Raw genomic sequence first — 23,019 nt, 5'->3', positions numbered from 1 at the left:
GTCGGGCCCGGGCGGCCCGGTGACGGGGCCGCACGCGCCTCAGAACAGCGGCAGGGGGCTCGGGTAGTAGTCGGCGTGGACCACTGTCCCGCCGTCGAACCCCAGCACCCACACGCCGGCCTTCTTCGTGGACGCGTCGCCCACGTCGAGGCCGGCCGGCCCGGCCAGATCGCGGACCATCCCGGGGATGGCTGTGCCCTGCGAGGACACCGCGGCGATCCCCTCGGCGCCGGCGATCCGGGTCAGCCGTGACACGGCCGCGACGGGATCGTCGAGGTACGCCTCGTCGCTCAGCGCCGGCTCGGTCGAGATCGACGCCCCGAGCTCGTCGGCCAGCGGCGCGAGCGTCTGCTCGCACCGGACGCGAGGCGCGCTGTGGAGACGGGTGACACCGAACGCCCGCAGCATCGGCGCCAACATCTCGGCCTGCACCCGGCCGTTCTTCTCCAGCGGCCTCAGGTCGTCGTTACCGCTCCACTCGCTCCGGCGCCCCGCCTTGGCGTGCCGGACGAGCAGCAGGACCGACCGGGCGCGCGGCGCGTCGTCGAAGCGGGTGAGGATCTTCCGGTCGAGCGGGTAGGAGACGAGGCACTTGGCCTCGTCCACGGGCACCCAGCGGATCTCGTCGACCTCGGAGTTGGGGTGGAAGTCACCGCCGGTGGCCAGCGCCGACCAGTAGGTGACCTCTTTACGGGTGTTCTCCTTGAGGGGGTAGGCGGTCGTCCCGATCCGGGAGCGCAGCTCGGCGGCGAAGCCCGTCTCCTCCTCGATCTCGCGCACAGCGGTGACCGGCAGTGCTTCTCCGGCGTCGACCTTGCCCTTGGGGAGCGACCAGTCGTCGTAGCGCGGTCGGTGGACGACCGCACACAGCGGCGAATCGCCGTCCATCCGGTACAGGACCGCTCCGGCGGCCGGGACCACGCGGACCCTGGATTTCCCAGGCTTCGGGCTCATCGGTTACGGAACCCCGCGTGCTGGGAGGCCATTCGCTCCTGGTGATCGACCGAGTCGCCCCAGTCCTCCGGCGCCGGCATGCGTCGCCAGGTCGCGTCCGGCTGGAGGTGGAAGCTGCGGGTCGCCGGGTCGAGCGCCGAGTCGAAGATGCGGTGGATCTGCTCCTTGAGGCGGGGGTCGGTGACGGTGACCATCACCTCGACCCGGCGGTCGAGGTTGCGGTGCATCATGTCAGCGCTGCCGATGAACACCTCGTCCGCACCACGGAAGTGCAGGATCCGCGAGTGCTCGAGGAAGCGGCCGAGGATCGACCGGACGTGGATGTTCTCGCTCAGGCCCGGGACCCCGGCGCGGAGTGAACAGATGCCGCGCACCACGATTTCCACCGGCACGCCGGCCTGGGAGGCCCGGTACAGGGCGTCGATCACCTGCTCGTCCACCAGCGCGTTGGCCTTGAGTCGGATGCCCGCCTCGTGACCGTCCTCGACCAGGGCGATCTCGCGGTCGATCCGCTCGATGATGCCGGAGCGGATCCCCTCCGGCGCCACCAGCAGACGGCGGTATTTGCTCACGTTGGAGAACCCGGTGAGGTGGTTGAACAGGTCCGTCAGGTCCGACACGACCTCCTCGTCGGCCGTGAACAGCCCCACGTCCTCGTACAGCCGGGCCGTCTTGGGATTGTAGTTGCCCGTGCCGATGTGCGCGTACCGCTGGAGCCGGTCGCCCTCCTTGCGCACCACCAGGCAGGTCTTGCAGTGAGTCTTCAGGCCGAGCAGGCCGTAGACGACGTGGACGCCGGCCTGCTCCAGCTCGCGGGCCCACCGGATGTTGTTCTGCTCGTCGAACCGGGCCTTGATCTCCACCAGCGCGACCACCTGCTTGCCGGCCGCCGCGGCGTCGACGAGCGCGTTGACGATGGGGGAGTCACCGGAGGTCCGGTACAGGGTCTGCTTGATCGCCAGGACGTCCTCGTCCGCGGCGGCCTGCTCGATGAATCGCTGCACGGTCGTGGCGAACGAGTCGTAGGGGTGCTCGACGAGGACGTCGCACTCCTGGAGCGAGGCGAAGATGTTGCGGGCGGTTTCCCGCTCGCCGAAGGCCGGGGGAGTGGCCGGGACCATGGGCGGGTCCTTGAGGTCGGGCAGGTCCAGTCCGTGGATCTGCCACAGGCCGGTGAGGTCGAGCAGACCGGAGAACCGGATGACGTCGGCGGAGTCGACGTCGAGTTCCCGCTGCAGGATCCGCAGCATCCGCGGGGTCGTGTCCTCCGCGATCTCCAACCGCACCGCCGACCCGAACCGGCGGCGCGCCAGTTCGCGCTCGAGGGCCTGCAGCAGGTCCTCGTCGCGGTCCTCCTCGACCTCCATGTCCGCGTTGCGGGTCACCCGGAAGACATGGTGTTCGACGACCTCCATGCCCTGGAACAACTCGCCCAGGTGGGCGGCGATGATGTCCTCGGCGGGGACGAACGAGTACTCGTCCGGTCCGCCGCGGTCCACCCGGACGAAGCGCGGGACGTTGTGGGGGATCTTGACCCGGGCGAAGTGCTCCTGGCCCGAGTCGAGGTCGCGGATGATGACCGCGAGGTTGAGGCTCAGGCCCGAGATGTACGGGAACGGGTGCGCCGGGTCCACCGCCAGTGGGGTGAGCACCGGGAAGATCGAGTTGCGGAACAGCTCCGCCAGCGAGAACTTCTCGTCCGCGGTGAGGTCGGACCACGGGAGGATCCGGATGCCGTTCGCCTCCAGCTCCGGACGGATCTCGTCGCGGAACAACCGGGTCTGCTCGTCGCACAGCTCGCGCGTGCGCAGACTGATCCGCCCGAGCTGCTCGGCGGGCGTCTGGCCGTCCGCGGAGCGGACCGACAGCCCGGTCTTGTCACGTCTCTTGAGGCCGGCGACGCGCACCATGTAGAACTCGTCCAGGTTCGAGGCGAAGATCGCGAGGAACTTGGCCCGCTCCAGCAGTGGGAGGCCCTTCTCGCCGGCCAGCGCGAGCACGCGCGCGTTGAAGTCCAGCCAGCTCAGTTCACGGTTGAGATAACGGTCACGGGGCCGGGGCAGTTCCTGGAGGGCGTGCTGTTCTACGGTCACGGCACCATTGTGGCCGATACCCCGTCCGCGTGTGTCGCATGCCGTGTCGAGGGGTCGCGCAGCGCCCCGGCCGTGGCGGCGCCGACGTCACGGGCCGAGAGGGTGGCGAGATCGGCAGGGATGTCGACGTCCCGGCTCGCCGCGGCGAGATCGGCCGCCACGCCGACGGTCACGGCCCCGCCCGCGCGGAACCGGGCCGCGGAGTCGGGGCCGAACCGGCACACCCGGGAGTCGGGCGCGCCCGTCCAGAACGCCATCGTCGTCCCCGCCCCGCGATGGTCCGCGACCGTCGAATGGGGATGCCGCTCGGCGGAGGCGAGGATGCGCGCGAGGTGATGCGGGCGGAGCTCGGGCAGATCGGCGGCGACGACCCCGACCGGTCCGGGGACGCCGGCGAGCGCGGCCGTCAGGGCGGCGTTGAGGGGATCGACGTGGGAACGGGGCAGAGAGGGCTCGGGGACGAACTCCGCGCCGACCCGGGCCGCCAGGTCCCGGACGAGCGGATCGGCGGCCGAGACGACGCGGACCCGACCGACACCGGGGGCGGCGAGGCAAGAGCGCAGCACGTCGGTGGCCATCGCCAGCACCAGGGCTTTCCGCCCGGCCGACGGCAGAGCCGGGTCCAGGCGACTCTTCGCGCGGTCCAGCGCCTTGACGGGGACGACGATCGTCCAGCCGTCAGTGCCGGTCGCGCTGCCCTCAGCTGTGCTCATCGACCGCCATCCTGCCAGTCGCGCCTCGGCGGCGTCCCGCGCCGGGTAGCGTTTGCCGGGATCCACCGCGGTCGGCGGGCAGGGACGACGAGGGCCGGGAGGCGAAGATGGCGCGGATCGCGGTGATGGGAGCGGGGTCCTGGGGGACCGCGGTCGGCAAGGTGCTCGCCGATGCCGGGTCCGAGGTCGTGATGTGGGCGCGCCGCGAGGAGGTGGCGGCGGACATCAACGGCGCGCACTGCAACCCGACCTACCTGCCCGACATCGTGCTGCCCGCGAGCGTGTCGGCGTCCACCGATCCCGCGGAGGTCCTCGAGGGCGCCGAGGAGGTCGTGCTCGCCGTGCCCTCGCAGAGCCTGCGCGGCAACCTCGAGACCTGGGTCCGGTCCTTCGAGCCCGACGCCGGCGTCATCTCGTTGGCCAAGGGCATCGAGACCGGCACCCTCATGCGCATCAGCGAGGTCGTGGCGGAGGTCGTCGGTCTGCCGGAGTCCCGCATCGCCGCGCTGTCCGGCCCGAATCTCGCCCGCGAGATCGCCGAGGGACAGCCCGCCGCCACGGTGATCGCGTGTTCGGACGAGGAGCGGGCCGCGCGCCTCCAGGACGCGTTCTCCACCCCGTACTTCCGGCCGTACACCAACACCGACGTCGTGGGATGCGAGATCGGCGGCGCCACCAAAAACGTCATCGCGTTGGTGTGCGGGATCGCCACCGGGATGGGCCTGGGGGACAACACCATGGCCACCCTCGTCACGCGGGGGCTGGCCGAGACCACCCGGCTCGGGGTGGCGCTGGGGGCCAACCAGATGACGTTCGCCGGGCTGGCCGGGCTGGGCGACCTCGTGGCCACCTGCACCTCGCCGCTGTCGCGCAACCGGACCTTCGGGGAACGGCTGGGCCGCGGCGAGACCCTCGAGCAGGCGCAGCGGGCGACCAACGGCCAGGTCGCCGAAGGGGTCAAGTCGTGCACCTCGATCCGCGAGCTGGCCCGGCGGGCCGGGGTCGAGATGCCGCTCACCGAGGCCGTCCACGAGATCTGCCACGAGGGCGGCGACGCCGTGGAGGTGGCGGTGCGCCTCATGAGACGCAGCACCAAGCCCGAGTAGCCTCGGCCCGGTGAATCGCATCACCGTCGCAGTCCTCTACGGTGGCCGCAGCTCCGAGCACTCCGTGAGTTGCGTGTCCGCCGGTGCCGTCATGGGTCACCTCGACCGCTCCCGCTACGAGGTGATCCCCGTCGGCATCACCGAAGCCGGGGCGTGGACCCTCGGCTCCGACGACACGGCGGACCTGCGCATCGCCGACCGGATCATGCCCGTGGTCGACGCCGGCCGTCCGCGGGTGGCCCTCGGACTGTCCACCGACGACCGCGGCGTGCTGCGGTTCGCCGACGGCGACCGGGCCGGGCAGGAGATCGCCCGGGTGGACGTGGTCTTCCCGGTCATGCACGGCACGCACGCCGAGGACGGGACCATCCAGGGGCTGCTGGAGCTGTCCGGCATCCCGTACGTCGGGCCGGGTGTGTTCGCCAGCGCCGCGGGGATGGACAAGGAGTTCACCAAGGTCGTGCTGGGCGCGGCCGGGCTCCCGATCGGCCGTCAGGTCGTCCTGCGGCCCGGCACCGCGACGCTCTCGCCCGCCGACCGCGACCGTCTGGGGCTGCCGCTCTTCGTCAAGCCGGCCCGCGGCGGTTCGTCCATCGGCATCACCAAGGTCTCTCGGGCGGCCGACCTCGACGCCGCGATCGCCGAGGCCCGCCGCTTCGACGAGAAGGTGATCGTCGAGGCTGCGATCGTCGGCCGCGAGATCGAGTGCGGCGTGTTGGAGTACCCGGACGGCCGGGTCGAGGCGAGCCTGCCGGCCGAGCTGCACATCCCCGGCGAACCGACCGGGGTGGAGGGCGAGACGGAGGGCGACGCCTTCTACGACTTCGACACCAAGTACCTCGACGACGTGACGACCTTCGATCTGCCCGCCGACCTCCCGGCGGAGCAGACCGAGCAGCTACGGACCCTGGCGGTCGAGGCGTTCCACGCCCTCGACGCCCGCGGCCTCAGCCGCGTGGACTTCTTCGTCACCGCCGAGGGGCCGGTGATCAACGAGGTCAACACGATGCCGGGATTCACCCCGATCTCGATGTACCCGCAGATGTGGGCGGCGACCGGGGTCGACTACGAGAGCCTGCTCGACACCCTGATCCGCACCGCGATCACCCGCGGCTGACCTCAGGGCGCGGTGGGGCCCTGCCGAGGGGCGTCGTGGCGCCGTCGGGCGTGTCAGCCCACCGGGGCCGGGTCCGGCTCGACCTCCTCGAGCACGGCGGTGATGGCGTCGGACAGGTCCTGGATCGGGCCGGTGCCGCTGCCCTCGGGCAGGGTCACCGCCACGTACTGCGGGCGGTCGACGGCCACCCAGGTGGAGGCCGTGACGGCCGGATCCGGATCGGGCTCGTTGAACCACTGCACGCCGTTGACCGCCTGCAGCGCCACGCCGACCGTGAACGTCGGCGGGGCCGGCATCCCACACCGCACGATGACCGGCTCGGCGTCCGGCATCCGGTACGCGGCCGTCCCCTCGGGCGCCGGCTCGACCAGCGCCACCCGGGCGGCGTCGCCGAGCGACTCCGGCAGCTGTTCGATCAGGGCGACGCACTCCTCGGACCCCGCGCCCGGGGCCGGGATGGCGACGGCGGCCACCGGCTCGCTCGCGGCCTCCTCGGCCGCCTCGTCGCCGATGCCGCGCACCATCACCAGCACCACCGCCAGCATCGCGAGGGGGATGACGACGGCGAGCGCCACCACGATCTTCGAGACCGGCGCCGCGGACGCGGTGCCCGCATCCCTCGGTCCGGCGTCGTACCGGTCGGCCGGATCCGAATCCCTCGAAGCCACGTCGCGTCGTCCTTCCTCCCACGGCGACCGGCCCGGGGCGCGGCCGCTAGCCTGACGGCAACGCTACAGACCCACGCCGGAGCTCCCGGCGTGGGACTCCACGGGGAAAGGGGTGGCCGCCGTGTCGGACCGGGCCGGGACCTGGATGCATGCGGTCAGCCCCGACCGGGATCTGACCGTCGCACGGGCGGGGGAGGCGGCGGTTCTCGCCGTTCTCAGCGGGCCGGGCGACGGCCACCCGGACGATCCCGTGGGCAACGGGGACGACGCGGCGGTGCTGGGGCCGGCGGAGGCGACGGTGGTCACCACCGACATGCTCGTCGAGGGCACCCACTTCCGACTGGACTTCACCGGCTGGGCCGACCTGGGGCGCCGGGCGGTGGCCCAGAACGTCTCCGACGTCCTGGCGATGGGCGCCGACTGCACCCGGGTGCTCGTCGCCCTCGCCGTACCCGCCGGGACGACCATGCGGCAGATCGAGGACCTCGCCGCGGGGATCCACGGGGAAGCCGCCCGATCCGGTGCCGTCGTGGTGGGCGGCGATCTCACCAGGGCCGACCTCGTCGTCGTCGGCGTCACCGCGCTCGGCACCCTCCCGCGCGGCGCGCGACCACTGCGGATCGACGGCGCGCGGCCCGGGGACACCGTCGCACTCACCGGGACCCCCGGGCGCTCGGCGGCCGGCCTCGCCCTCCTCCTCGCCGGACACCCACACGGACCTCTACAGCAGTCGCACCGCGTCCCGGTGCCCCCGGTCGGGCTCGGGACCGCGGCGCGCCTCGCCGGCGCCCGGTCCCTCACCGACGTCAGCGACGGCCTGCTGCGTGACCTGTCGGGCCTGGCGCGCGCGTCGGGCGTAGCTGCCGATCTCACCATGGACGCGCTCCCCGTCGACCCCCTCCTGTACGAGGCCGCCGGGGCGCTCGGTGCGGCCGACCCCGACGCGCAGGTCACCGACTGGGTGCTCGACGGCGGCGAGGACCACGGCCTGCTCGGCACCTTCCCGCCCGGGGTCGCCCCGCCGGCCGGGTTCACGGTGATCGGCACCGTCCGGGCCGGTGAGCCGGGGCGCGTCACCCTCGACGGCGAGCCGCGGGTCCCCGGGGGCTGGGACTCGGCGCGGGGCGCGAACTAGGGTGGACGCATGGCCGTCTACGCACTCGGAGACCTCGAACCCGATATCGCCCCCGACGCGTGGGTGCACCCCGACGCGGTGGTCATCGGGCGGGTGACCCTCGGGCCCGGCGTCTCCGTGTGGCCCACCGCCGTGCTCCGCGGGGACTACGGGCGCATCGAGGTCGGCGCCATGTCCAACATCCAGGACGGCACCATCGTGCACTGCACGGCGACCGACGCGACGATCATCGGTGAGCACTGCGTGGTCGGGCACAACGCCCACATCGAGGGCGCGACCATCGGCGACCGCACGCTGATCTCGTCCGGGTCGATCGTTCTCAACGGCGCCGTCATCGGCTCGGGCGCCGTCGTCGCCGCGGGATGCCTGGTGCCCCCGCGGTTCGAGCTGCCCGACCGCCGCATGGCGATGGGCATGCCCGCGAAGATCCGGGAGGGCCACGAGGTCGACCCCGCGATGCTCGAGGGCAACACGCAGATGTACCACGACAACGCCATGCGCTACCGCGCCGACCTGCGACGCCTCGACTGACCGGTGAGCACACGACGCGCCCCCGCGCCGCTCGCCGACCTCCTCGACCCCGGCTGGGCGGAGGCCCTGGCCCCGGTCGAGGAGCGGATCCACCGGATGGGCGACTTCCTCCGCGCCGAGAACGCCGCCGGCCGGGGCTTCCTGCCGGCCGCCGACCACGTCCTGAGGGCGTTCACCCAGCCGTTCGACGACGTCCGCGTGCTCATCGTGGGCCAGGATCCCTACCCCACGCCCGGCCATCCGATCGGACTGAGCTTCGCGGTCGAGGCGGACGTGCGCCCGCTGCCACGCAGTCTGGTCAACATCTACCGCGAGTACACCGACGATCTCGGGCTGCCGGCCCCCGCACACGGTGACCTCGGCGCGTGGACCCGGGCGGGGGTGCTGCTCCTCAACCGGGTGCTCACCGTGGCCCCCGGCGAACCCGCCTCCCACCGCCGCAAGGGCTGGGAGGAGATCACCCAGCGGGCGATCGAGGCGCTCGTCGAGCGCGAGCGACCCATGGTGGCGATCCTGTGGGGGCGTGACGCGCAGTCACTGACGCCGATGCTCGGCGACACCCCGGTCATCGCCTCTGCGCACCCCTCACCCCTGTCGGCGTCGCGGGGCTTCTTCGGCTCCAGGCCGTTCAGCCGCGCGAACGAGGAGCTCCGTCGACTCGGCGTGGAGCCGGTCGACTGGAGTCTCCCCGACGAGCCCTGACAGGCGTAGAGGCAGACCGTTTCCGGCGGGCCGGCCGGCCGGCCCGCCCTGCCGCGTCAGCGCCCGCCGAACTCCGGTGTGCGCTTGGCGACGAAGGCATCCACGCCCTCCACCCCGTCGGGGGAGACCGCCAGGCGGGCGATGGAATCCCGCTCGGCGTCGAGCTGCTCGGCGAGCGTCGCGGACTCCGAGGCACGGAGCAGGGCCTTGGCGGCCGCGTGGGACTCGCGGGGCCCGGCGGCCAGGCGCACGGCCAGCTCGCGCGCGGCCTCGCGGACGTCGCCCTCGACGAACGTTGTGAGCAGGCCCAGCTGGTACGCCCGCGCCCCGTCCATCGGCTCGTTGCCGACGATGAACGCCCGCGCCGCCCCCTGGCCGATCGCGCGGGGCAGGCGCCATGACATCCCGCCGTCAGGGGACAGGCCGATTCCCGGGTAGGCCGCCAGCAGTCGGGTGTCGGGGCCACCGACCGAGAAGTCCGCGGCCAGGACCAGCGAGGCTCCGGCGCCGGCCGCCCACCCCGCGACGGCGGCGACGATCGGCACGGGGAGCTCGTCGAGCTGACGGACGACCGCGTGGAGACGGTCGGCGAGCTCACGCACGTGCTCCGCGCGGTCGGGGGCCGCGGCGAAGCCCGGGACGTTGCCGCCCGCGCAAAAGTTCGCCCCCAGGCCCACCAGGAGGACCGCGCCGGCCTCGATATCACCCGCGAGCAGGGCGCGCAGCGCGACCGACGCCTGGTCGACCGCGTCGGAGTCCAGCGAGTTGCCCTTGCCCTCCAGCGAGATCGGGAGCGTGAGTACGCCCTCGGAGAGGGTGACGAGCGGGGTGTCGGCGAGGTCGAAGGTCATCGTGCTGCTCCCGGGTCGTATCGGCCGTCTCGGCTAGTCGGACGGCTGTCGAGTGGTGAGGGTACTAGGCTTGGCCGCGCCGGCCGGGAGTTGCACCACAGGGGTGGTCGTGTGGTGAGGAGGGGTGATGACGCAGGAGTCGACACATGTCGAGGACCGTCCGTCGACCCTCGACGCGCACGGACTGCTCACGTGGGCGCGGCGGTCGGTCGAGATGCTCGCCCTCCATCGCGAGGAGATCAACGCCCTCAACGTCTTCCCGGTGCCCGATTCGGACACCGGGACAAACCTGCTCTACACGATGCGCGCAGCCGTGGACCGTGCGGAGGGTGAGGACGCGTGGATCGCCGAGGGCGGCGGCACGGCGGGCGCCCGCGAGATCGCGGTCGCGCTCGGCCACGGCGCGGTCCACGGGGCGCGCGGCAACTCCGGGGTGATCCTGTCCCAGGTGCTCCGTGCGGTCGGTGAGGCGGCGACCTTCACCGTCGTCGACGCCTCGACCTACCGCCGGGCCCTGCGCACGGCGGTCACGCTCGTCGACCACGCGTTGAGCGACCCCGTGGAGGGAACCATCGTGACGGTCCTGCGCGAGGCCGCCTCGGCGGCGGGTCGCTCCTCGGCCCACTCGCTGGTCGAGGTGGCCCGCGCGGCGGCGGACGCCGGTGCGGGGGCCCTGGACCGCACCACCGCGCAGCTGCCGGCGCTGCGCCGTGCCGGGGTGGTCGACGCCGGCGGCCGGGGCCTGCTCGTCCTGCTCGACGCGATGGTCGAGGTGCTCACGGGACAGACGCCCGAGCGGCCGGAGTACTTCACGCCGTCCGAGCCCGCCGCCGCGGCGGCCGCGGTCGCGGCATCCGGTGGAGACGGCCGGCCCGGCGGCGCGGGAGCCGGTGAAACCTGCGACGCCGAGGGCGTCGGGCGCGGCACGCGCTACGAGGTGATGTACTCGCTGACCCACTCCGACGACGCGCGCGCCGACGAGCTGCGGTCGGCACTCCGGATGCTCGGCGACAGCGTGGTGGTGGTCGGCGACGGCGGCTCGGACGTCAACGCCAGGTGGGCGGTCCACGTCCACACCGACGACATCGGCTCGGCGATCGAGACGGCGCTGCCGCTGGGCCGAGTCACCGAGATCAGGGTCACGGACATGCTCGACCCGACCGGGGACGGCGGCCGGGACGCATCCGCCGACGACGCCGCGGGCGCGGGTACCGGCGGCGCCGCCCGGCGCGGCGGTGCCGGCGGCGAGCCGGGGGTGCGTCGTGTGGTGGCCGTCGTCCCGGACGGCCCGCTCGCCGAGCTGTTCGCGGGCGCGGGCGCCGCGACCGTCGACCCCGGCGAGGACGGGGAGGGTGTGGTCGACGCCGTGCTGGCCGTGGAGGCCGACGAGCTCCTCGTGCTGCCCAACGGGGAGCTCTCGCGCGACCGGATCAGCGCGCTCGACGCCGCCCTGCGGGACGCCGTCGGCCACGCGTTGATCCTGCCGACGGGATCGGTGGTCCAGGGGCTGGCCGCGCTCGCCGTGCACGACCCCACCACGACCCTGTCCCTGGACGGGTTCTCGATGGCCGACGCCGCGGCGGGCACCCGGCACGCGCACCTCGTCCGCGCCGAGCAGGACGCCCTCACCCTGGTCGGCCGGTGCGCGGCGGGCGACCTGCTCGGCGTTGTCGGCCACGACGTGGCGCTCATCGAAACCGACGCGGTCGAGGCCGTGTGCGCGCTGGTCGCCCGGATGCTGTCCGCCGGCGGGGAGCTCGTCACGGTGTTGTTCGGAGACGAGTACGACGAGGCGGCGACCGAGTCGGTGCTGTCCAGGCTGCGCAGCGCGCACCCCGACATCGAGGTCGTCGGCTACGCCGCGGGCCCGGGGCGGGCGCTGGCGCACGTCGGGGTCGAATGACGACGCTCGCCACCACGGACACGCCCCTGGTCGAGGTGCTCGACCCCGGGCTGGCGGAGCGGATCACCACGGCGTTCGGCCACCGGACCGTCGGGGACCTGCTGCACACCCTGCCGCGGCGCTACCGCCAGCACGGGCAACGCTACGACAAGCGGCAGCTCGTCGACGGCGAGCGCGTGACGGTCATCGGCACGGTCACCACGGCCCGGACGAGGACGTACCACACCAAGAAGGGCCAGCCCCGGGAGATGCTCACGCTCACCGTGGAGGACGGCGACACGGAGTTCCGGGTGGTCTTCTTCGCCGGTCGTAGCATCAAGTACCTGCTCCCGGTGGGCACCCTCGCCATGTTCGACGGCACCGTGTCGCATTTCCGTCGCGCGCCGGACCTCAAGCACCCCGAGTTCCTGGTGCTGCGGCCGGTCTCCGGGCAGGGCGGGCAGCTCAAGGGATCGGGTGACCTCGCGGCGCTGGCCCGGCTCGCGGCGGAGATCGACGCCGAGGGTGGGCCGAGCCTGTTCGACCGCCCGCTGCTGCCCGTCTACGCCGCGAAGGAGGGCGTCACCTCCTGGGATCTGCTCGGCGCGGTCGTGACCGCGTTGCGGGCCCTGGTGCCGGTGGTCGACCCCCTGGACGACACCGTGCGCTCGGCGGCGGGGTTGATGGGGCTGGACGAGGCGCTGCGCAAGGCCCATCTGCCCGAGAACGCGCGGGAGAAGGACCACGCGGGCCACCGGCTGCGCTTCGACGAGGCGCTCGCCCTGCAGCTGCTGCTCGGCGCGCGGCGCCGGTTCGTCGCGCGGGACCCGGCGCCGGCGAGCCCGGTGCGCGACGACGGTATCCGTGCGGCGATGGGCGCCCGCATGCCGTTCGAGCTCACCGACGGACAGAAGGCCGTGCTGGAGGAGATCTCCGCCGACCTGGCGCGGGACGAGCCCATGAACCGGCTCCTGCAGGGTGAGGTCGGCTCGGGCAAGACCGTGGTCGCGCTGCTCGCGATGCTGCAGGTGCTCGACGCCGGACGGCAGTGCGTCATGCTCGCCCCCACCGAGGTCCTGGCGGTCCAGCACCACCGGTCACTCACGGCGATGCTCGGTGACCTCGGCGAGCGCGGTCGGCTGGGCGCCGCCGACGAGGCCACCCGCGTCGTGCTGCTCACAGGGTCGATGTCGACCGCCCAGCGGCGGGCGGCCCTGCTCGACATCGTCACCGGTGAGGCGGGGATCGTCGTGGGCACCCACGCCCTGATCCAGGACTCGGTGGACTTCTTCGACCTGGGCCTGGTGGTGGTGGACGAGCAGCATCGCTTCGGGGTGCGCCAGCGTGACCGCCTGCGGTCCAAGGGCCGCGCCGGCATGGTGCCGCACCTGCTGGTGATGACCGCGACCCCCATCCCGCGGACGATCGCCATGACGGTGTTCGGCGACCTGGAGGTCTCCGAGCTCGACGAGCTCCCCGGGGGTCGGCGTCCGATCTCGACGTCCGTCGTGCCCGCACGCGAGCGGCCGGCGTGGTTGGCGCGGGCGTGGGAGCGGGTGCGCGAGGAGGTGGCCGCCGGCCACCGGGCGTACGTGGTGTGTTCCCGCATCGACGCCGACGACGGCAGGTCCGACGACGCGACGAAGGGGGACGACGACGAGGGCGGCGACAGACCGCCGTTGGTCGCCGCCGTGGATCTGCACGAGTACCTGTCCACCGGCCCGCTGGCCGGGCTGAGAATCGGCCTCCTGCACGGCCGGCTCCCGTCGGAGGAGAAGGACGCCACCATGGCCGATTTCGCCGCGGGCCGCCTCGACGTGCTCGTGTCCACGACCGTCATCGAGGTCGGTGTGGACGTCCCCGAGGCCACGGTCATGGTGGTGATGGACGCCGAGCGTTTCGGTGTGAGCCAGCTCCACCAGCTGCGCGGTCGGGTCGGCCGCGGCGGGCTGCCGGGTCTGTGTCTGCTCGTGACCAACTCCCGCGCGGGGAGTCGGTCCATGGAGCGGCTCGACGCGGTCGCCGCCACGACCGACGGGTTCGTCCTGGCCCAACTGGACCTCGTCCAACGGCGCGAGGGGGACGTCCTGGGGGACGCGCAGTCCGGGGCGCTGTCAGCGCTACGGCTGCTGTCGGTGGTCGACGACGGCGACGTCATCGAGATCGCCCGCCGCCACGCCGAGGAGATCCTCGAGGCGGACCCGGGGCTGCACCGGCACCCCGCGCTCGCCGAGCGGGTCCGCCGACTGGCCGGCTCCGAGGAATCCGACTACCTGTTCAGATACTGACTCGACGGGAACCCCAATGACCCGCATCATCTCCGGCCGCCTGCGCGGGCTGTCGATCATCGTGCCGCCGGCCGGGACACGGCCCACGACCGACCGGGTCCGCGAGGCGCTGTTCAGCGCCATCGAGAGCCGGGTGGACCTCGACGGCGCCGCCGTCCTCGACCTGTTCGCCGGCTCCGGGGCGCTCGGGCTCGAAGCCCTGTCCCGGGGAGCCGACACCGCGTGGTTCGTCGAGGAGAACCCCCGGGCGGTGGCCTGCCTGAAGAAGAACACCGCAGGGGCCTCGTCGTCGTCCCCCTCCCTGCGCACCACCGTCAGACGGGCGGCCCTCCCGGCAGCCGTCGAGGGCGACTGCCCCGTGCCCGGCGGGTTCCACCTGGTCCTGGCCGACCCGCCGTACGAGCGCTCGGCCGTGCTCGACGAGCCGGTCCTGGGCGCTCTGCTCGAGGGGGGCTGGCTCGCGGAGGACGCCCTGGTGGTGTGGGAGCGCTCGAAGCGGGACCCCGCCGTGCGCTGGCCCGCCGGCTACGACGTGATCTTCGAGCGCACGTACGGGGAGACCACGATCGAGATGGCCAGGCCGGTTGATACGGTCGCCCCATGATGACCGTCGTGTGCCCAGGCTCCTTCGACCCGGTGACCCTCGGGCACCTCGACATCATCCGCCGCGCCGCGGAGCTGTTCGACGACGTGATCGTGTGCGTGGTCGCCAACCCCAACAAGCAGGGCACCTTCACGATCGACGAGCGCAAGGCGCTCATCGACGAGGTGTGCGCGGACATGCCCGGCGTGCGGGTGGACAGCTTCTACGGACTGCTCGTGGACTACTGCCGGGACCAGGGGGCGACGGCCGTCATCAAGGGCCTGCGCGACTCCACCGACTACGACTACGAGCTGCCGATGGCGCACATGAACCGGTCCATCGCGGGCGTCGACACCGTCTTCCTGCCGACGAGGGCCGACCTGGCGTTCGTGTCGTCGTCGCTGTGCCGCGAGGTCACCCGGCTCGGCGGCGACGTCTCGCATCTGCTGCCGGAGCCGGTCGCCGTCGCGCTGCGGCAGCGCCTGGGCTGAACCGTCGCGCTGCGGGAACGCCTCGGCCGAAATCGCCCGACCACCGGACACACCGCCGCCGCACCGGCCCGCCGCCGTGTGTTGCGGGCACACTGATGGGACGAATGAGACGATCCGGTGAAGGGACGAGCGTGTACCGAGTGTTCCAGGCCCTCGACGAGCTGAACGCGATGATCGAGGACGCCCGCAGTCTGCCCATGACCGCGAACTGTGTGGTGCCCCGGCACGAGTCCCTGCTGTTGCTCGACGACATCCGCGACTCCTTCCCCGGTGAACTCGACGACGCCCAGGACGTGCTGGACCAGCGCGACCGGGTGCTCGCGGAGGCCGACGCCACCGCCCGCGAGACCATCGCCGCCGCGGACGCCGAGGCGGACCGGACCCTGCGCGACGCCCGCGAGGCCGCCGACGCGATGCTCGCCGACGCCAAGTCCCGCGCCGACCGCATGGTCGCCGAGGCCACCGCGCACGCCGACGGGCTCGTCGGCGACGCCCGTGCCGAGGCCGCCGAACTGCTGGACCGGTCACGCCGGGACGCCGAGTCCACCACCACCCGCGCCCGCGCCGAGGCCGACCGGCTGGTCGAGCAGGCCAACATCCTCTACGACCGCACGATCACCGAGGCCCGCCAGGAGCAGCAGCGCATGCTGTTCGAGTCCGAGGTCGTGCGGATCGCCGACGAGGAGGCCGCCCGCGTGCGCGACGCCGCCCACGCCGAGAGCGAGCGTCGGCGCGAGGAGTGCGACGCCTACATCGACGAGAAGATGGCCCGCTTCGAGGAGTTCCTCGGGTCGACGCTGCGCACCGTCGCCCGCGGCCGCGAGGAACTGCACGGTGTCGCGCCCACCGCGCGGCGCGATCCGGCCGCCCGCAGGGGCACCCGTGACGACGAGCGCTTCGGCGACGGGTACGGGGACTACTGAGTCAGGCGGGTAGTCTGCTGGGCGTGTCCACCACCTCCCGCACCCCCCGCCACGGCCGCCCGGCCGCCGATTCGCTCGTCCTCGACACCCGCGTGCTGTCCCGCACACCCGGCGCGATGGAGCCGGTGCGGCGCGCCGCCGTGCTGCCCTCCGACATCGGCGTCGAGCTCATCCGGATCCCGAGCGGGTCGCAGGTCGAGCTGGACCTCATGATGACGTTCGTCGACGAGGGTGTGCTGGTCACCGGGGCGGTCAGCGGCCGGGCCGACGTCGAGTGCGCGCGCTGCCTCGGTGAGTTCACCACCGACGTCGCCGTCGAGTTGACCGAGATGTACGCGACCCCCGGGACCGCCGCGGCCGACGGCGCCGAGGAGGACGAGGTGCGCCTGCTCGACGGCGAGCTGATCGATCTCGAACCGGGCCTCGTCGACGCGTTCGGGCTCGAGTTCCCCATGTCGCCCACGTGCACCGACTACGGACACGACGAGTGCGTGAACCCCGAGACGCCCGCCCCGGACGGGGTCTCCGGCGAGGAGACCGGCCGCATCGACCCGCGTTGGGCCGGACTGGCGGAGAAGTTCGGCATGACCGATCCGGCCGACACCGACGGGGACCGCGCGTGACCGACCAGCCCTCCGCGCTGGACGCCGTCCTGGGCGTGGCCCTGCCCGCCGGCCTGGCGACCCAGGCGCTGACCCACCGCTCCTACGCCTACGAGCACGGGGGGCTGCCACACAACGAGCGCCTCGAGTTCCTCGGCGACGCCGTGCTGGAGCTCGTCGTGACGGAGTACCTCTACAACGCGTACCCGGATCGCCCCGAGGGCGACCTGGCCAAGATCCGCGCGAGCCTGGTCAACACCTACGTCCTGGCCGACATCGCCCGCGAGCTCGGCGACGGCGGACTGGGCCGGCACCTGCGGCTCGGCCGCGGGGAGGAGCTCACCGGCGGTCGGGACAAGCACTCGATCCTCGCCGACACCCTCGAGGCGGTGTTCGGGTCGGTCTACCTCACCCACGGCCTCGAGACGGCCCGCGGCCTGATCGAGAAGATCATCGGCGACCGCCTGACGGTCGTGCCCCATCTGGGCGCGGCGTTGGACTGGAAGACCAGTCTGCAGGAGAAGTGCGCGTCGCTCGGCCGGCCCAAGGCGCGGTACGAGATCACCTCGACGGGACCGGATCACGACAAGACCTTCGCCGCCGTGGTGTTCGTCGGCGACGACTCGCTCGGCGAGGGCACCGGCCGCACCAAGAAGGAGGCCGAGCAGAAGGCCGCCGAGCAGGCCTGGGCGGCCCTGGACGGGACCACGGCGGACCGGACCGCCGGCTGACGTGCCCGAACTTCCCGAGGTCGAGGTCGTCCGCCGGGGACTGGCCGATCACGTCGTGGGCCGCACGCTCGTCTCCGTCGAGGTCACCGGGGCGCGCACGGCCCGCCGCCAGCCCGGGGGCGCGGCCGAGATCGTCGCGCGGCTGACCGGGCGTACCGTCAGCGGGGCGCGGCGGCGCGGCAAGTACCTGTGGCTCACCCTCGACGGCGACGACGCGGCCGGTGCGGACTGCCTCCTGGTCCACCTGGGCATGAGCGGTCAGATGCTCGTCACGGGTGCGGGCGCACCGCCGGTGCGCCACCTGCACGCCCGGGCCGTCCTCGACGACGGCAACGAGCTCCGGTTCGTCGACCAGCGCACGTTCGGCGGGTGGACGGTCGTGCCGCTGGCCGGGGCCCGCGACGGCAGCGGGGTGCTGCTGCCCGCGCCGGCCGCGCACATCGCCGCGGACCCGTTCGAGTCCGCGTTCGATCCCGTCGCCGCCGCCCGGGTCATCCGACGCCGCGACACCGAGATCAAGCGACTCCTGCTGGACCAGACTGTCGTGTCCGGCATCGGCAACATCTACGCCGACGAAGCGCTGTGGCGCTCCGGCCTGCACGGGCGGCGACGATCCGGCGCGGTCACCCTGCGCGCCGTCACCGGCGTCCTCGAGCACGCGCGCGCGGTGATGGCCGACGCCCTCGAGGCCGGCGGCACGTCGTTCGACGCGCTGTACGTCAACGTCAACGGCGCCTCCGGGTACTTCGACCGGTCGCTCGACGTCTACGGCCGCGCGGGCCTGCCGTGCAGCCGCTGCGGGACCGCCGTCGTGCGCGAGGACTTCATGAGCCGGGGCTCGCACTTCTGCCCCGTGTGCCAGCCCGCGCCCCGCCGCCGGAGCGGGGCGCGTCGGCGCCCGGTCGTACGATGACCGCATGACCCAGACGCCTCAGCCCGCACCTCAGGATCCCGCACCCGCCGCCGGGGACGCCCCCGCCCCGGGCACCGGCCCGGAGCTCCGGGTCGACCGGATCGGCACCCGGCGCTACGTGGGCACCTCCTCGCGCGGGGCACGGGTCGAGATCGGGTCGGCCGATGTCGAGGGCGTGTTCACCCCGGGCGAGCTGCTGAAGATCGCTCTCGGTGCGTGCACGGCCATGGCGTCGGACTTCACCGTCTCCCGCCGGCTCGGTGACGACTACGCCGCGACGGTCCGCGTCTCCGGCGACGCCGACCGCGAGAACGAGCGCTACCCGCGCCTCGAGGAGACCTACGAGCTCGACCTGTCGGGCCTGGACCCGGCGATGGTCGACCGCGTGCTCGACATGATCCGCCGTTCGGTCGACGCCACGTGCACCGTCGGCCGGACGATCACCGCGGGTACCGAGGTCGCGCTGCACTTCGAGACCGGGCGCGATCCCGAGTGAGCGCCCCGGGACGGGACCCGGTCCGCCTGGTCGCGTGGGTGCACGGCCACGTCCAGGGGGTGGGCTTCCGCTGGTGGACGCGCAGCCGCGCCCTCGAACTGGGCCTGAGCGGGTACGCGGCCAACAAGCCGGACGGCCGCGTCCACGTGGTGGCCGAGGGCGACGAGGCCGCGTGCTCCAGCCTGCTCGAACTCCTCCGCGGTGGCGACACCCCCGGACGCGTAGACCTCGTCGTCGACACCTACGAACCGGCGCGAGGCGGACTGACGGGATTCGTCGAACGCTGACCTAGGATCGACTCCCGTGTATCTCAAGTCGTTGACGCTCAAGGGCTTCAAGTCCTTCGCGGCGCCGACGACCCTGAAGTTCGAGCCCGGCATCTGCTGCGTCGTCGGCCCCAACGGCTCGGGCAAGTCCAACGTCGTGGACGCGCTGACGTGGGTCATGGGTGAGCACAGCGCCAAGACCCTGCGCGGCGGGAAGATGCAGGACGTCATCTTCGCCGGCACCGCCGGGAAGCAACCGCTCGGCCGCGCCGAGGTCACGCTCACCCTGGACAACTCCGACGGGGCCCTGCCGATCGACTACGCCGAGGTCTCCCTGACCCGCCGGATGTTCCGCGACGGGGCCGCCGAGTACGAGATCAACGGCGACCGCGCCCGCCTCATGGACGTGCAGGAACTGCTGTCGGACTCCGGCATCGGGCGCGAGATGCACGTGATCGTCGGTCAGGGCAAGCTCGCCGAGATCCTCGAGTCCAAACCCGAGGAGCGACGCGCGTTCATCGAGGAGGCCGCCGGTATCCTCAAGCACCGCCGCCGCAAGGAGAAGGCGCAGCGCAAACTCGCCGGGATGCAGGGCAACCTCGACCGGCTCACCGACCTCACCACCGAACTGCGACGCCAGCTCAAGCCGCTGGGGCGACAGGCGGAGGTGGCGCGGCGGGCGCAGACGATCCAGGCCGACCTGCGCGACGCGACGTTCCGGCTGGCCGCCGACGACCTCGTCACCCGCCGGCGCGAGCTCGCCGACGCGGAGAGCGTGCGCGCCCGCCTGGCCGACCGGGTCGCCGAGGCGGTCGACCGCCGGGACGAGCTGGCCCGCGCCGCGGCGGAGACCCAGGCTGAGCTCGACAGGCTCACCCCCGAGGCCGACGCCGCCCAGCAGCGGTGGTTCGCCCTGTCGACCCTGGCCGAGCGGGCCCGCGCGACCGCCCGTATCGCGTCCGACCGCGCCCGTTCGCTCGCGGCCGAGGTCGCGGTCCATCACGGCACGGATCCCGACGCGCTCGACCGGCAGGCCGAGCGCGCCGCAGCGCACGAGCAGGACCTCGCGGGCCAGGTGGAGGCCGCCGCCGACCGGGCCCGCCGCGCGACGGAGGCGCTGGGCGCGGCCGAGGCGGCGCTCGCCGCGCTCGAGGCCGAGCACCTTCGGGCGGTCCGTGCGATCGCCGACCGGCGGGAGGGCGTCGCGCGCCTCGCCGGCAAGGTCGAGACGCTCGCCGCGCGCGTGGAGTCGACCGAGGCGGAGATCGCGCGGCTGGACGCCGAGGTAGCCGCCGCCCGCGCCGCCGTGGCCGACGCCGAGACCGAGTTCGACGCCGTGCACGCCCGGATCGGCGCCCACTCCGAGAGCGAGCGCACCCTCGACGAGCACCTCGGCCGCGCGGAGCGCGCCCACCTGGCCGCCCGGGCGCGACTGGCCGAGCTGCAGCGCCTCGAGCGGGAGGCCGATCAGCGGATCGCGCGGTTGGCCGCACGCATCGAGACCCTCGAACAGAACAAGGGCGCCGGTGACGGCGCCGACTGGGTCGTGCGGCACCTCGGCGCGGACGCCGTGGCGGGCACGGTGGGGGAGTCGCTCGGCGTGCGCGACGGCTGGGAGCGGGCGATCGGTGTGGCGCTCGGCCCCGCCGTCGACGCGGTGGTCGTGGACGCCCGCGTGGACCGCGGGGAGGTGCTCGCCGCGCTGCGCGAGGCCGACGCCGGCCGGGCGGGGCTCGTGGGCCGCGGCGAGCCCGGCGGGGACTACCGCCTCGAGGTGGACCTCGTCGACGGCGCCCGGTGGGCCCTGGACGTGGTGGACGTGCCCGAGGACCTGGTCGCCGCGGTGACCGCCCTGTTGGTGGACGTGGTCGTGGTCGACGACCTGGCCGCCGCCCACGCGCAGGTCGGCGCGGACCGGCGCGTGCGCGCGGTGACCCGGGACGGGGAGCTCGCCGGCGCGGGGTGGACCGTCGGTGGCTCGGCGTCCGGGCGCACGGGTCTGGAGATCCAGTCCGCGATCGACGCCGCGGTCGCCGAGCGTGACTCGGTCCGCGCCGAGATCGAGACCACCCGCGCCGAGCTGGCCGGCGCCGAGGCGGAGGACGCCGAGCGCGCCGACCGGTACGCGGAGACCCTCGCCGCGATCGGGGAGTCCGACGCCGCGATCGAGGAGATCTACGCCGAGCTCGCCCGCATCGGGCAGCGGCGTCGCCGCGCCGAGGCGGACGTACGCCGCCTCGAGCAGTCGCGGCGCATCGCCGTGGACAAGCTCGACGCCGCGCGCGCCGAGCACGCCGAGCTGTCCGACCGGTTGGTCCGGGCGGGTGACGACGACGACGAGGTCAGTGCGCCCGAGGACGACGGTCGGGTCGCGGCGCAGGCGGAGGTGGCGGCAGCCCGGGCCGCCGAACTGGAGGCCAGGCTCGCGCACCGCTCCGCCGAGGAACGGGCCGCCGGCGTCCGCGGGAAGTCGGCGTCCCTGCGGCGGGCCGCCCAGGCTGAGCGCGAGTCCCGTGCCCGCGCGGCCCGGGCGGCGGCCGAGCGCCGGCGGGGAGCCGAGGTCGCCGGGGTGGTGGACGAGCTCAGCGGGCGACTGCTGGCACGCCTCGACGAGCTCATCGCCGCCGCCTCGGCGGAACGCGACCGGCTGGGGGCCGCGCGCGCGGAGGCGACCGCCCGGGCCACCGCCCTGCGCGGCGACCTCACGGCGGCGGAGTCCGAGGTCTCACGGCTCGGAGACGCCGCCCACCGCGACGAGATCGTCCGTGCCCAGCTCGAGGTCAAGGTCTCGGAGCTCGAGGCGGCGGTGCTCGAGCGTCACGGGATCGAACCGGAGGCGCTGGTCGCCGAGTACGGGCCCGACGTGGACCTGCCGCCGTCCGCGCTGGAGATGTCGGAGTACGAGGCGGCCCGCGAGCGCGGGGAGGACGTGACCCCGCCGCCGCCCATGCCGTTCGTGCGGTCCGAGCAGGAGCGACGCCTCAGGCGGGCCGAGAAGGACCTGGCCACGCTCGGCAAGGTCAACCCGCTCGCGTTGGAGGAGTTCGCCGCGCTCGAGGAACGCTACGCGTTCCTGTCGACCCAGCTCGACGACGTGAAGAAGGCCCGCGCGGACCTCGAGGGGGTGATCGACGACGTCGACGACCGGATCGAGCAGATCTTCACCGAGGCGTGGATCGACGTCGAGCGCGAGTTCCGCGACGTGTTCTCGGTGCTGTTCCCGGGCGGCGAGGGCCGGCTGGTGCTCACCGAGCCCGACGACATGCTCGCCACCGGCATCGAGGTGGAGGCGCGGCCGCCCGGGAAGAAGGTGAAGCGGCTCTCGCTGCTGTCGGGCGGCGAGAAGTCGCTCACGGCGGTGGCGATGCTGGTGGCGATCTTCAAGGCCCGACCCAGCCCGTTCTACGTGATGGACGAGGTCGAGGCCGCGCTCGACGACACCAACCTGCGGCGGCTCATCGGGCTGTTCGAGCAACTGCGCGAGACCAGCCAGCTCATCGTGATCACCCACCAGAAGCCGACCATGGACGTGGCCGACGTGCTCTACGGCGTGTCCATGCAGGGCGACGGGATCTCCAAGGTCATCTCGCAGCGCATGCGGTGACGCCTCGGCACCCGTCCCGCCGCCGACCCTGACACCATGGGGCCATGCCTCGAAGTGAACTGTTCATGGATCCCAGCCTCGCCCGCGCCGCGCGTGTGCTCTGCACCGTCTCCACCAAGGTGGTGGCCCTCCGCGCGGGCCTCGACCAGGAGAAGCTCAAGAGGTACGAGCGCGGTGCGGCCGACCTCGATGACGCCGAGGTTCAGGCGCTCACCGACGCGCTGACCTACTTCGGCGCGCGGTTCATCCCGGAGAACGACCGCGGGGGCGTGGGCGTGCGACGCAAATTCCGTCGGACCAAGGTCGAGATGATCGACACCTGGGAGGCTGAGGGCGGACCGGTCGGGGAGGACGACTTCTAGTCCGGGAT

The 23,019-nt window shown here is 73.3% G+C and carries 22 protein-coding genes; 17 read left to right on the top strand and 5 right to left on the bottom strand.

Annotated elements, in window-relative coordinates; all coding sequences use genetic code 11:
* Window positions 1–39: 39 nt before the first annotated feature.
* The 3 genes from DPA01S_RS05290 to cofC are packed head-to-tail and all read right to left on the bottom strand — an operon-like array spanning window position 40 to window position 3,760.
* A complete protein-coding gene (locus DPA01S_RS05290) occupies window positions 40–954 on the bottom strand; it encodes an NUDIX hydrolase (RefSeq protein ID WP_061914400.1) in 915 nt (304 codons plus the stop codon).
* Window positions 951–3,047, bottom strand: coding sequence for an RNA degradosome polyphosphate kinase (locus tag DPA01S_RS05285; protein WP_061227782.1), 2,097 nt, complete (start codon window positions 3,045–3,047; stop codon window positions 951–953). Before DPA01S_RS05285 ends, DPA01S_RS05290 begins: the two co-directional genes overlap by 4 nt.
* On the bottom strand, window positions 3,044–3,760 hold the full coding sequence (gene cofC / locus DPA01S_RS05280; protein ID WP_061227809.1) for a 2-phospho-L-lactate guanylyltransferase: 717 nt from the start codon (window positions 3,758–3,760) through the stop codon (window positions 3,044–3,046). The genes DPA01S_RS05285 and cofC overlap by 4 nt, the downstream gene beginning before the upstream one ends.
* A 107-nt stretch (window positions 3,761–3,867) precedes the next feature.
* Between cofC and DPA01S_RS05275 the strand changes: the two genes are divergently transcribed.
* The gene (locus tag DPA01S_RS05275; protein WP_007633229.1) at window positions 3,868–4,866 is read left to right on the top strand and encodes an NAD(P)H-dependent glycerol-3-phosphate dehydrogenase; all 999 of its coding nucleotides are present in this window, start codon (window positions 3,868–3,870) and stop codon (window positions 4,864–4,866) included.
* 10 nt (window positions 4,867–4,876) lie between these two features.
* On the top strand, window positions 4,877–5,983 hold the full coding sequence (locus DPA01S_RS05270; RefSeq protein WP_061227781.1) for a D-alanine--D-alanine ligase family protein: 1,107 nt from the start codon (window positions 4,877–4,879) through the stop codon (window positions 5,981–5,983).
* 53 nt (window positions 5,984–6,036) lie between these two features.
* Here DPA01S_RS05270 and DPA01S_RS05265 read toward each other — a convergent pair whose 3' ends face one another.
* Window positions 6,037–6,651, bottom strand: coding sequence for a DUF3515 domain-containing protein (locus DPA01S_RS05265; protein WP_061227780.1), 615 nt, complete (start codon window positions 6,649–6,651; stop codon window positions 6,037–6,039).
* Between the two features lie 112 nt (window positions 6,652–6,763).
* Here DPA01S_RS05265 and thiL point away from each other — a divergent pair, with 112 nt between their 5' ends.
* Genes thiL through DPA01S_RS05250 form a run of 3 tightly spaced genes read left to right on the top strand, consistent with a single transcriptional unit; the run spans window position 6,764 to window position 9,019 of the window.
* Window positions 6,764–7,786, top strand: a complete 1,023-nt coding sequence (gene thiL, locus DPA01S_RS05260; RefSeq protein ID WP_232303024.1) for a thiamine-phosphate kinase — start codon at window positions 6,764–6,766, stop codon at window positions 7,784–7,786.
* A 9-nt stretch (window positions 7,787–7,795) separates the two neighbouring features.
* Window positions 7,796–8,317, top strand: coding sequence for a gamma carbonic anhydrase family protein (locus DPA01S_RS05255; protein WP_007633234.1), 522 nt, complete (start codon window positions 7,796–7,798; stop codon window positions 8,315–8,317).
* Between the two features lie 3 nt (window positions 8,318–8,320).
* Complete coding sequence (locus DPA01S_RS05250; RefSeq protein ID WP_061227779.1) at window positions 8,321–9,019, top strand: uracil-DNA glycosylase; 699 nt, start codon at window positions 8,321–8,323, stop codon at window positions 9,017–9,019.
* Between the two features lie 56 nt (window positions 9,020–9,075).
* Here the strand turns inward: DPA01S_RS05250 and DPA01S_RS05245 are convergent, their stop codons facing one another.
* Window positions 9,076–9,870 carry an enoyl-CoA hydratase/isomerase family protein gene (locus tag DPA01S_RS05245; RefSeq protein WP_061227778.1) on the bottom strand — a complete coding sequence of 265 codons (795 nt, stop codon included), beginning with the start codon at window positions 9,868–9,870 and terminating at the stop codon, window positions 9,076–9,078.
* 127 nt (window positions 9,871–9,997) lie between these two features.
* Here DPA01S_RS05245 and DPA01S_RS05240 point away from each other — a divergent pair, with 127 nt between their 5' ends.
* The 12 genes from DPA01S_RS05240 to DPA01S_RS05185 all read left to right on the top strand — a co-directional run bounded on the left by DPA01S_RS05240 (window position 9,998) and on the right by DPA01S_RS05185 (window position 23,011).
* Entirely contained in the window at window positions 9,998–11,773 is a 1,776-nt protein-coding gene (locus DPA01S_RS05240) for a DAK2 domain-containing protein (protein WP_061227777.1), read from the top strand.
* Window positions 11,770–14,040 (top strand): ATP-dependent DNA helicase RecG, encoded by a 2,271-nt coding sequence (gene recG / locus DPA01S_RS05235; RefSeq protein WP_061227776.1) that lies wholly within the window; start codon window positions 11,770–11,772, stop codon window positions 14,038–14,040. Before DPA01S_RS05240 ends, recG begins: the two co-directional genes overlap by 4 nt.
* 16 nt (window positions 14,041–14,056) lie before the next feature.
* Entirely contained in the window at window positions 14,057–14,644 is a 588-nt protein-coding gene (gene rsmD, locus DPA01S_RS05230) for a 16S rRNA (guanine(966)-N(2))-methyltransferase RsmD (protein ID WP_061227775.1), read from the top strand.
* Window positions 14,641–15,114 (top strand): pantetheine-phosphate adenylyltransferase, encoded by a 474-nt coding sequence (coaD, locus tag DPA01S_RS05225; protein WP_061227774.1) that lies wholly within the window; start codon window positions 14,641–14,643, stop codon window positions 15,112–15,114. Before rsmD ends, coaD begins: the two co-directional genes overlap by 4 nt.
* Before the next feature lie 131 nt (window positions 15,115–15,245).
* A complete protein-coding gene (locus tag DPA01S_RS05220) occupies window positions 15,246–16,037 on the top strand; it encodes a DivIVA domain-containing protein (RefSeq protein WP_061227773.1) in 792 nt (263 codons plus the stop codon).
* A gap of 23 nt (window positions 16,038–16,060) precedes the next feature.
* Window positions 16,061–16,660, top strand: coding sequence for a YceD family protein (locus tag DPA01S_RS05215; protein ID WP_061227772.1), 600 nt, complete (start codon window positions 16,061–16,063; stop codon window positions 16,658–16,660).
* Window positions 16,657–17,370 carry a ribonuclease III gene (rnc, locus tag DPA01S_RS05210; protein WP_061227771.1) on the top strand — a complete coding sequence of 238 codons (714 nt, stop codon included), beginning with the start codon at window positions 16,657–16,659 and terminating at the stop codon, window positions 17,368–17,370. Before DPA01S_RS05215 ends, rnc begins: the two co-directional genes overlap by 4 nt.
* A gap of 1 nt (window position 17,371) precedes the next feature.
* Window positions 17,372–18,283 (top strand): bifunctional DNA-formamidopyrimidine glycosylase/DNA-(apurinic or apyrimidinic site) lyase, encoded by a 912-nt coding sequence (gene mutM / locus DPA01S_RS05205; RefSeq protein ID WP_061227770.1) that lies wholly within the window; start codon window positions 17,372–17,374, stop codon window positions 18,281–18,283.
* A 4-nt stretch (window positions 18,284–18,287) separates the two neighbouring features.
* On the top strand, window positions 18,288–18,779 hold the full coding sequence (locus tag DPA01S_RS05200; protein WP_174521507.1) for an OsmC family protein: 492 nt from the start codon (window positions 18,288–18,290) through the stop codon (window positions 18,777–18,779).
* Window positions 18,776–19,066, top strand: a complete 291-nt coding sequence (locus DPA01S_RS05195) for an acylphosphatase (RefSeq protein ID WP_061227769.1) — start codon at window positions 18,776–18,778, stop codon at window positions 19,064–19,066. Before DPA01S_RS05200 ends, DPA01S_RS05195 begins: the two co-directional genes overlap by 4 nt.
* Window positions 19,067–19,082: 16 nt before the next feature.
* Window positions 19,083–22,649, top strand: a complete 3,567-nt coding sequence (gene smc / locus DPA01S_RS05190; RefSeq protein ID WP_061914399.1) for a chromosome segregation protein SMC — start codon at window positions 19,083–19,085, stop codon at window positions 22,647–22,649.
* A 44-nt stretch (window positions 22,650–22,693) separates the two neighbouring features.
* Window positions 22,694–23,011: a hypothetical protein gene (locus DPA01S_RS05185; protein ID WP_063935231.1), complete on the top strand. Its 318-nt coding sequence runs from the start codon at window positions 22,694–22,696 to the stop codon at window positions 23,009–23,011.
* Window positions 23,012–23,019 lie beyond the last annotated feature (8 nt).

The organism is Dietzia papillomatosis NBRC 105045, from assembly GCF_001570845.1.
GTDB lineage: Bacteria > Actinomycetota > Actinomycetes > Mycobacteriales > Mycobacteriaceae > Dietzia > Dietzia cinnamea.
The sequence above is the reverse complement of the archived record's forward strand: the minus strand, read 5'-3'. Positions and strand labels throughout refer to the sequence as shown.

What these genes read in the sequence shown, in the direction of transcription:
- DPA01S_RS05290 (WP_061914400.1), bottom strand. Translation starts at nt 954, where the DNA reads ATGAGCCCGAAGCCTGGGAAATCCAGGGTCCGCGTGGTCCCGGCCGCC.
- cofC (WP_061227809.1), bottom strand. Translation starts at nt 3,760, where the DNA reads ATGAGCACAGCTGAGGGCAGCGCGACCGGCACTGACGGCTGGACGATC.
- DPA01S_RS05275 (WP_007633229.1), top strand. Translation starts at nt 3,868, where the DNA reads ATGGCGCGGATCGCGGTGATGGGAGCGGGGTCCTGGGGGACCGCGGTC.
- DPA01S_RS05255 (WP_007633234.1), top strand. Translation starts at nt 7,796, where the DNA reads ATGGCCGTCTACGCACTCGGAGACCTCGAACCCGATATCGCCCCCGAC.
- DPA01S_RS05245 (WP_061227778.1), bottom strand. Translation starts at nt 9,870, where the DNA reads ATGACCTTCGACCTCGCCGACACCCCGCTCGTCACCCTCTCCGAGGGC.
- DPA01S_RS05240 (WP_061227777.1), top strand. Translation starts at nt 9,998, where the DNA reads ATGACGCAGGAGTCGACACATGTCGAGGACCGTCCGTCGACCCTCGAC.
- recG (WP_061227776.1), top strand. Translation starts at nt 11,770, where the DNA reads ATGACGACGCTCGCCACCACGGACACGCCCCTGGTCGAGGTGCTCGAC.
- rsmD (WP_061227775.1), top strand. Translation starts at nt 14,057, where the DNA reads ATGACCCGCATCATCTCCGGCCGCCTGCGCGGGCTGTCGATCATCGTG.
- coaD (WP_061227774.1), top strand. Translation starts at nt 14,641, where the DNA reads ATGATGACCGTCGTGTGCCCAGGCTCCTTCGACCCGGTGACCCTCGGG.
- DPA01S_RS05200 (WP_174521507.1), top strand. Translation starts at nt 18,288, where the DNA reads ATGACCCAGACGCCTCAGCCCGCACCTCAGGATCCCGCACCCGCCGCC.
- DPA01S_RS05185 (WP_063935231.1), top strand. Translation starts at nt 22,694, where the DNA reads ATGCCTCGAAGTGAACTGTTCATGGATCCCAGCCTCGCCCGCGCCGCG.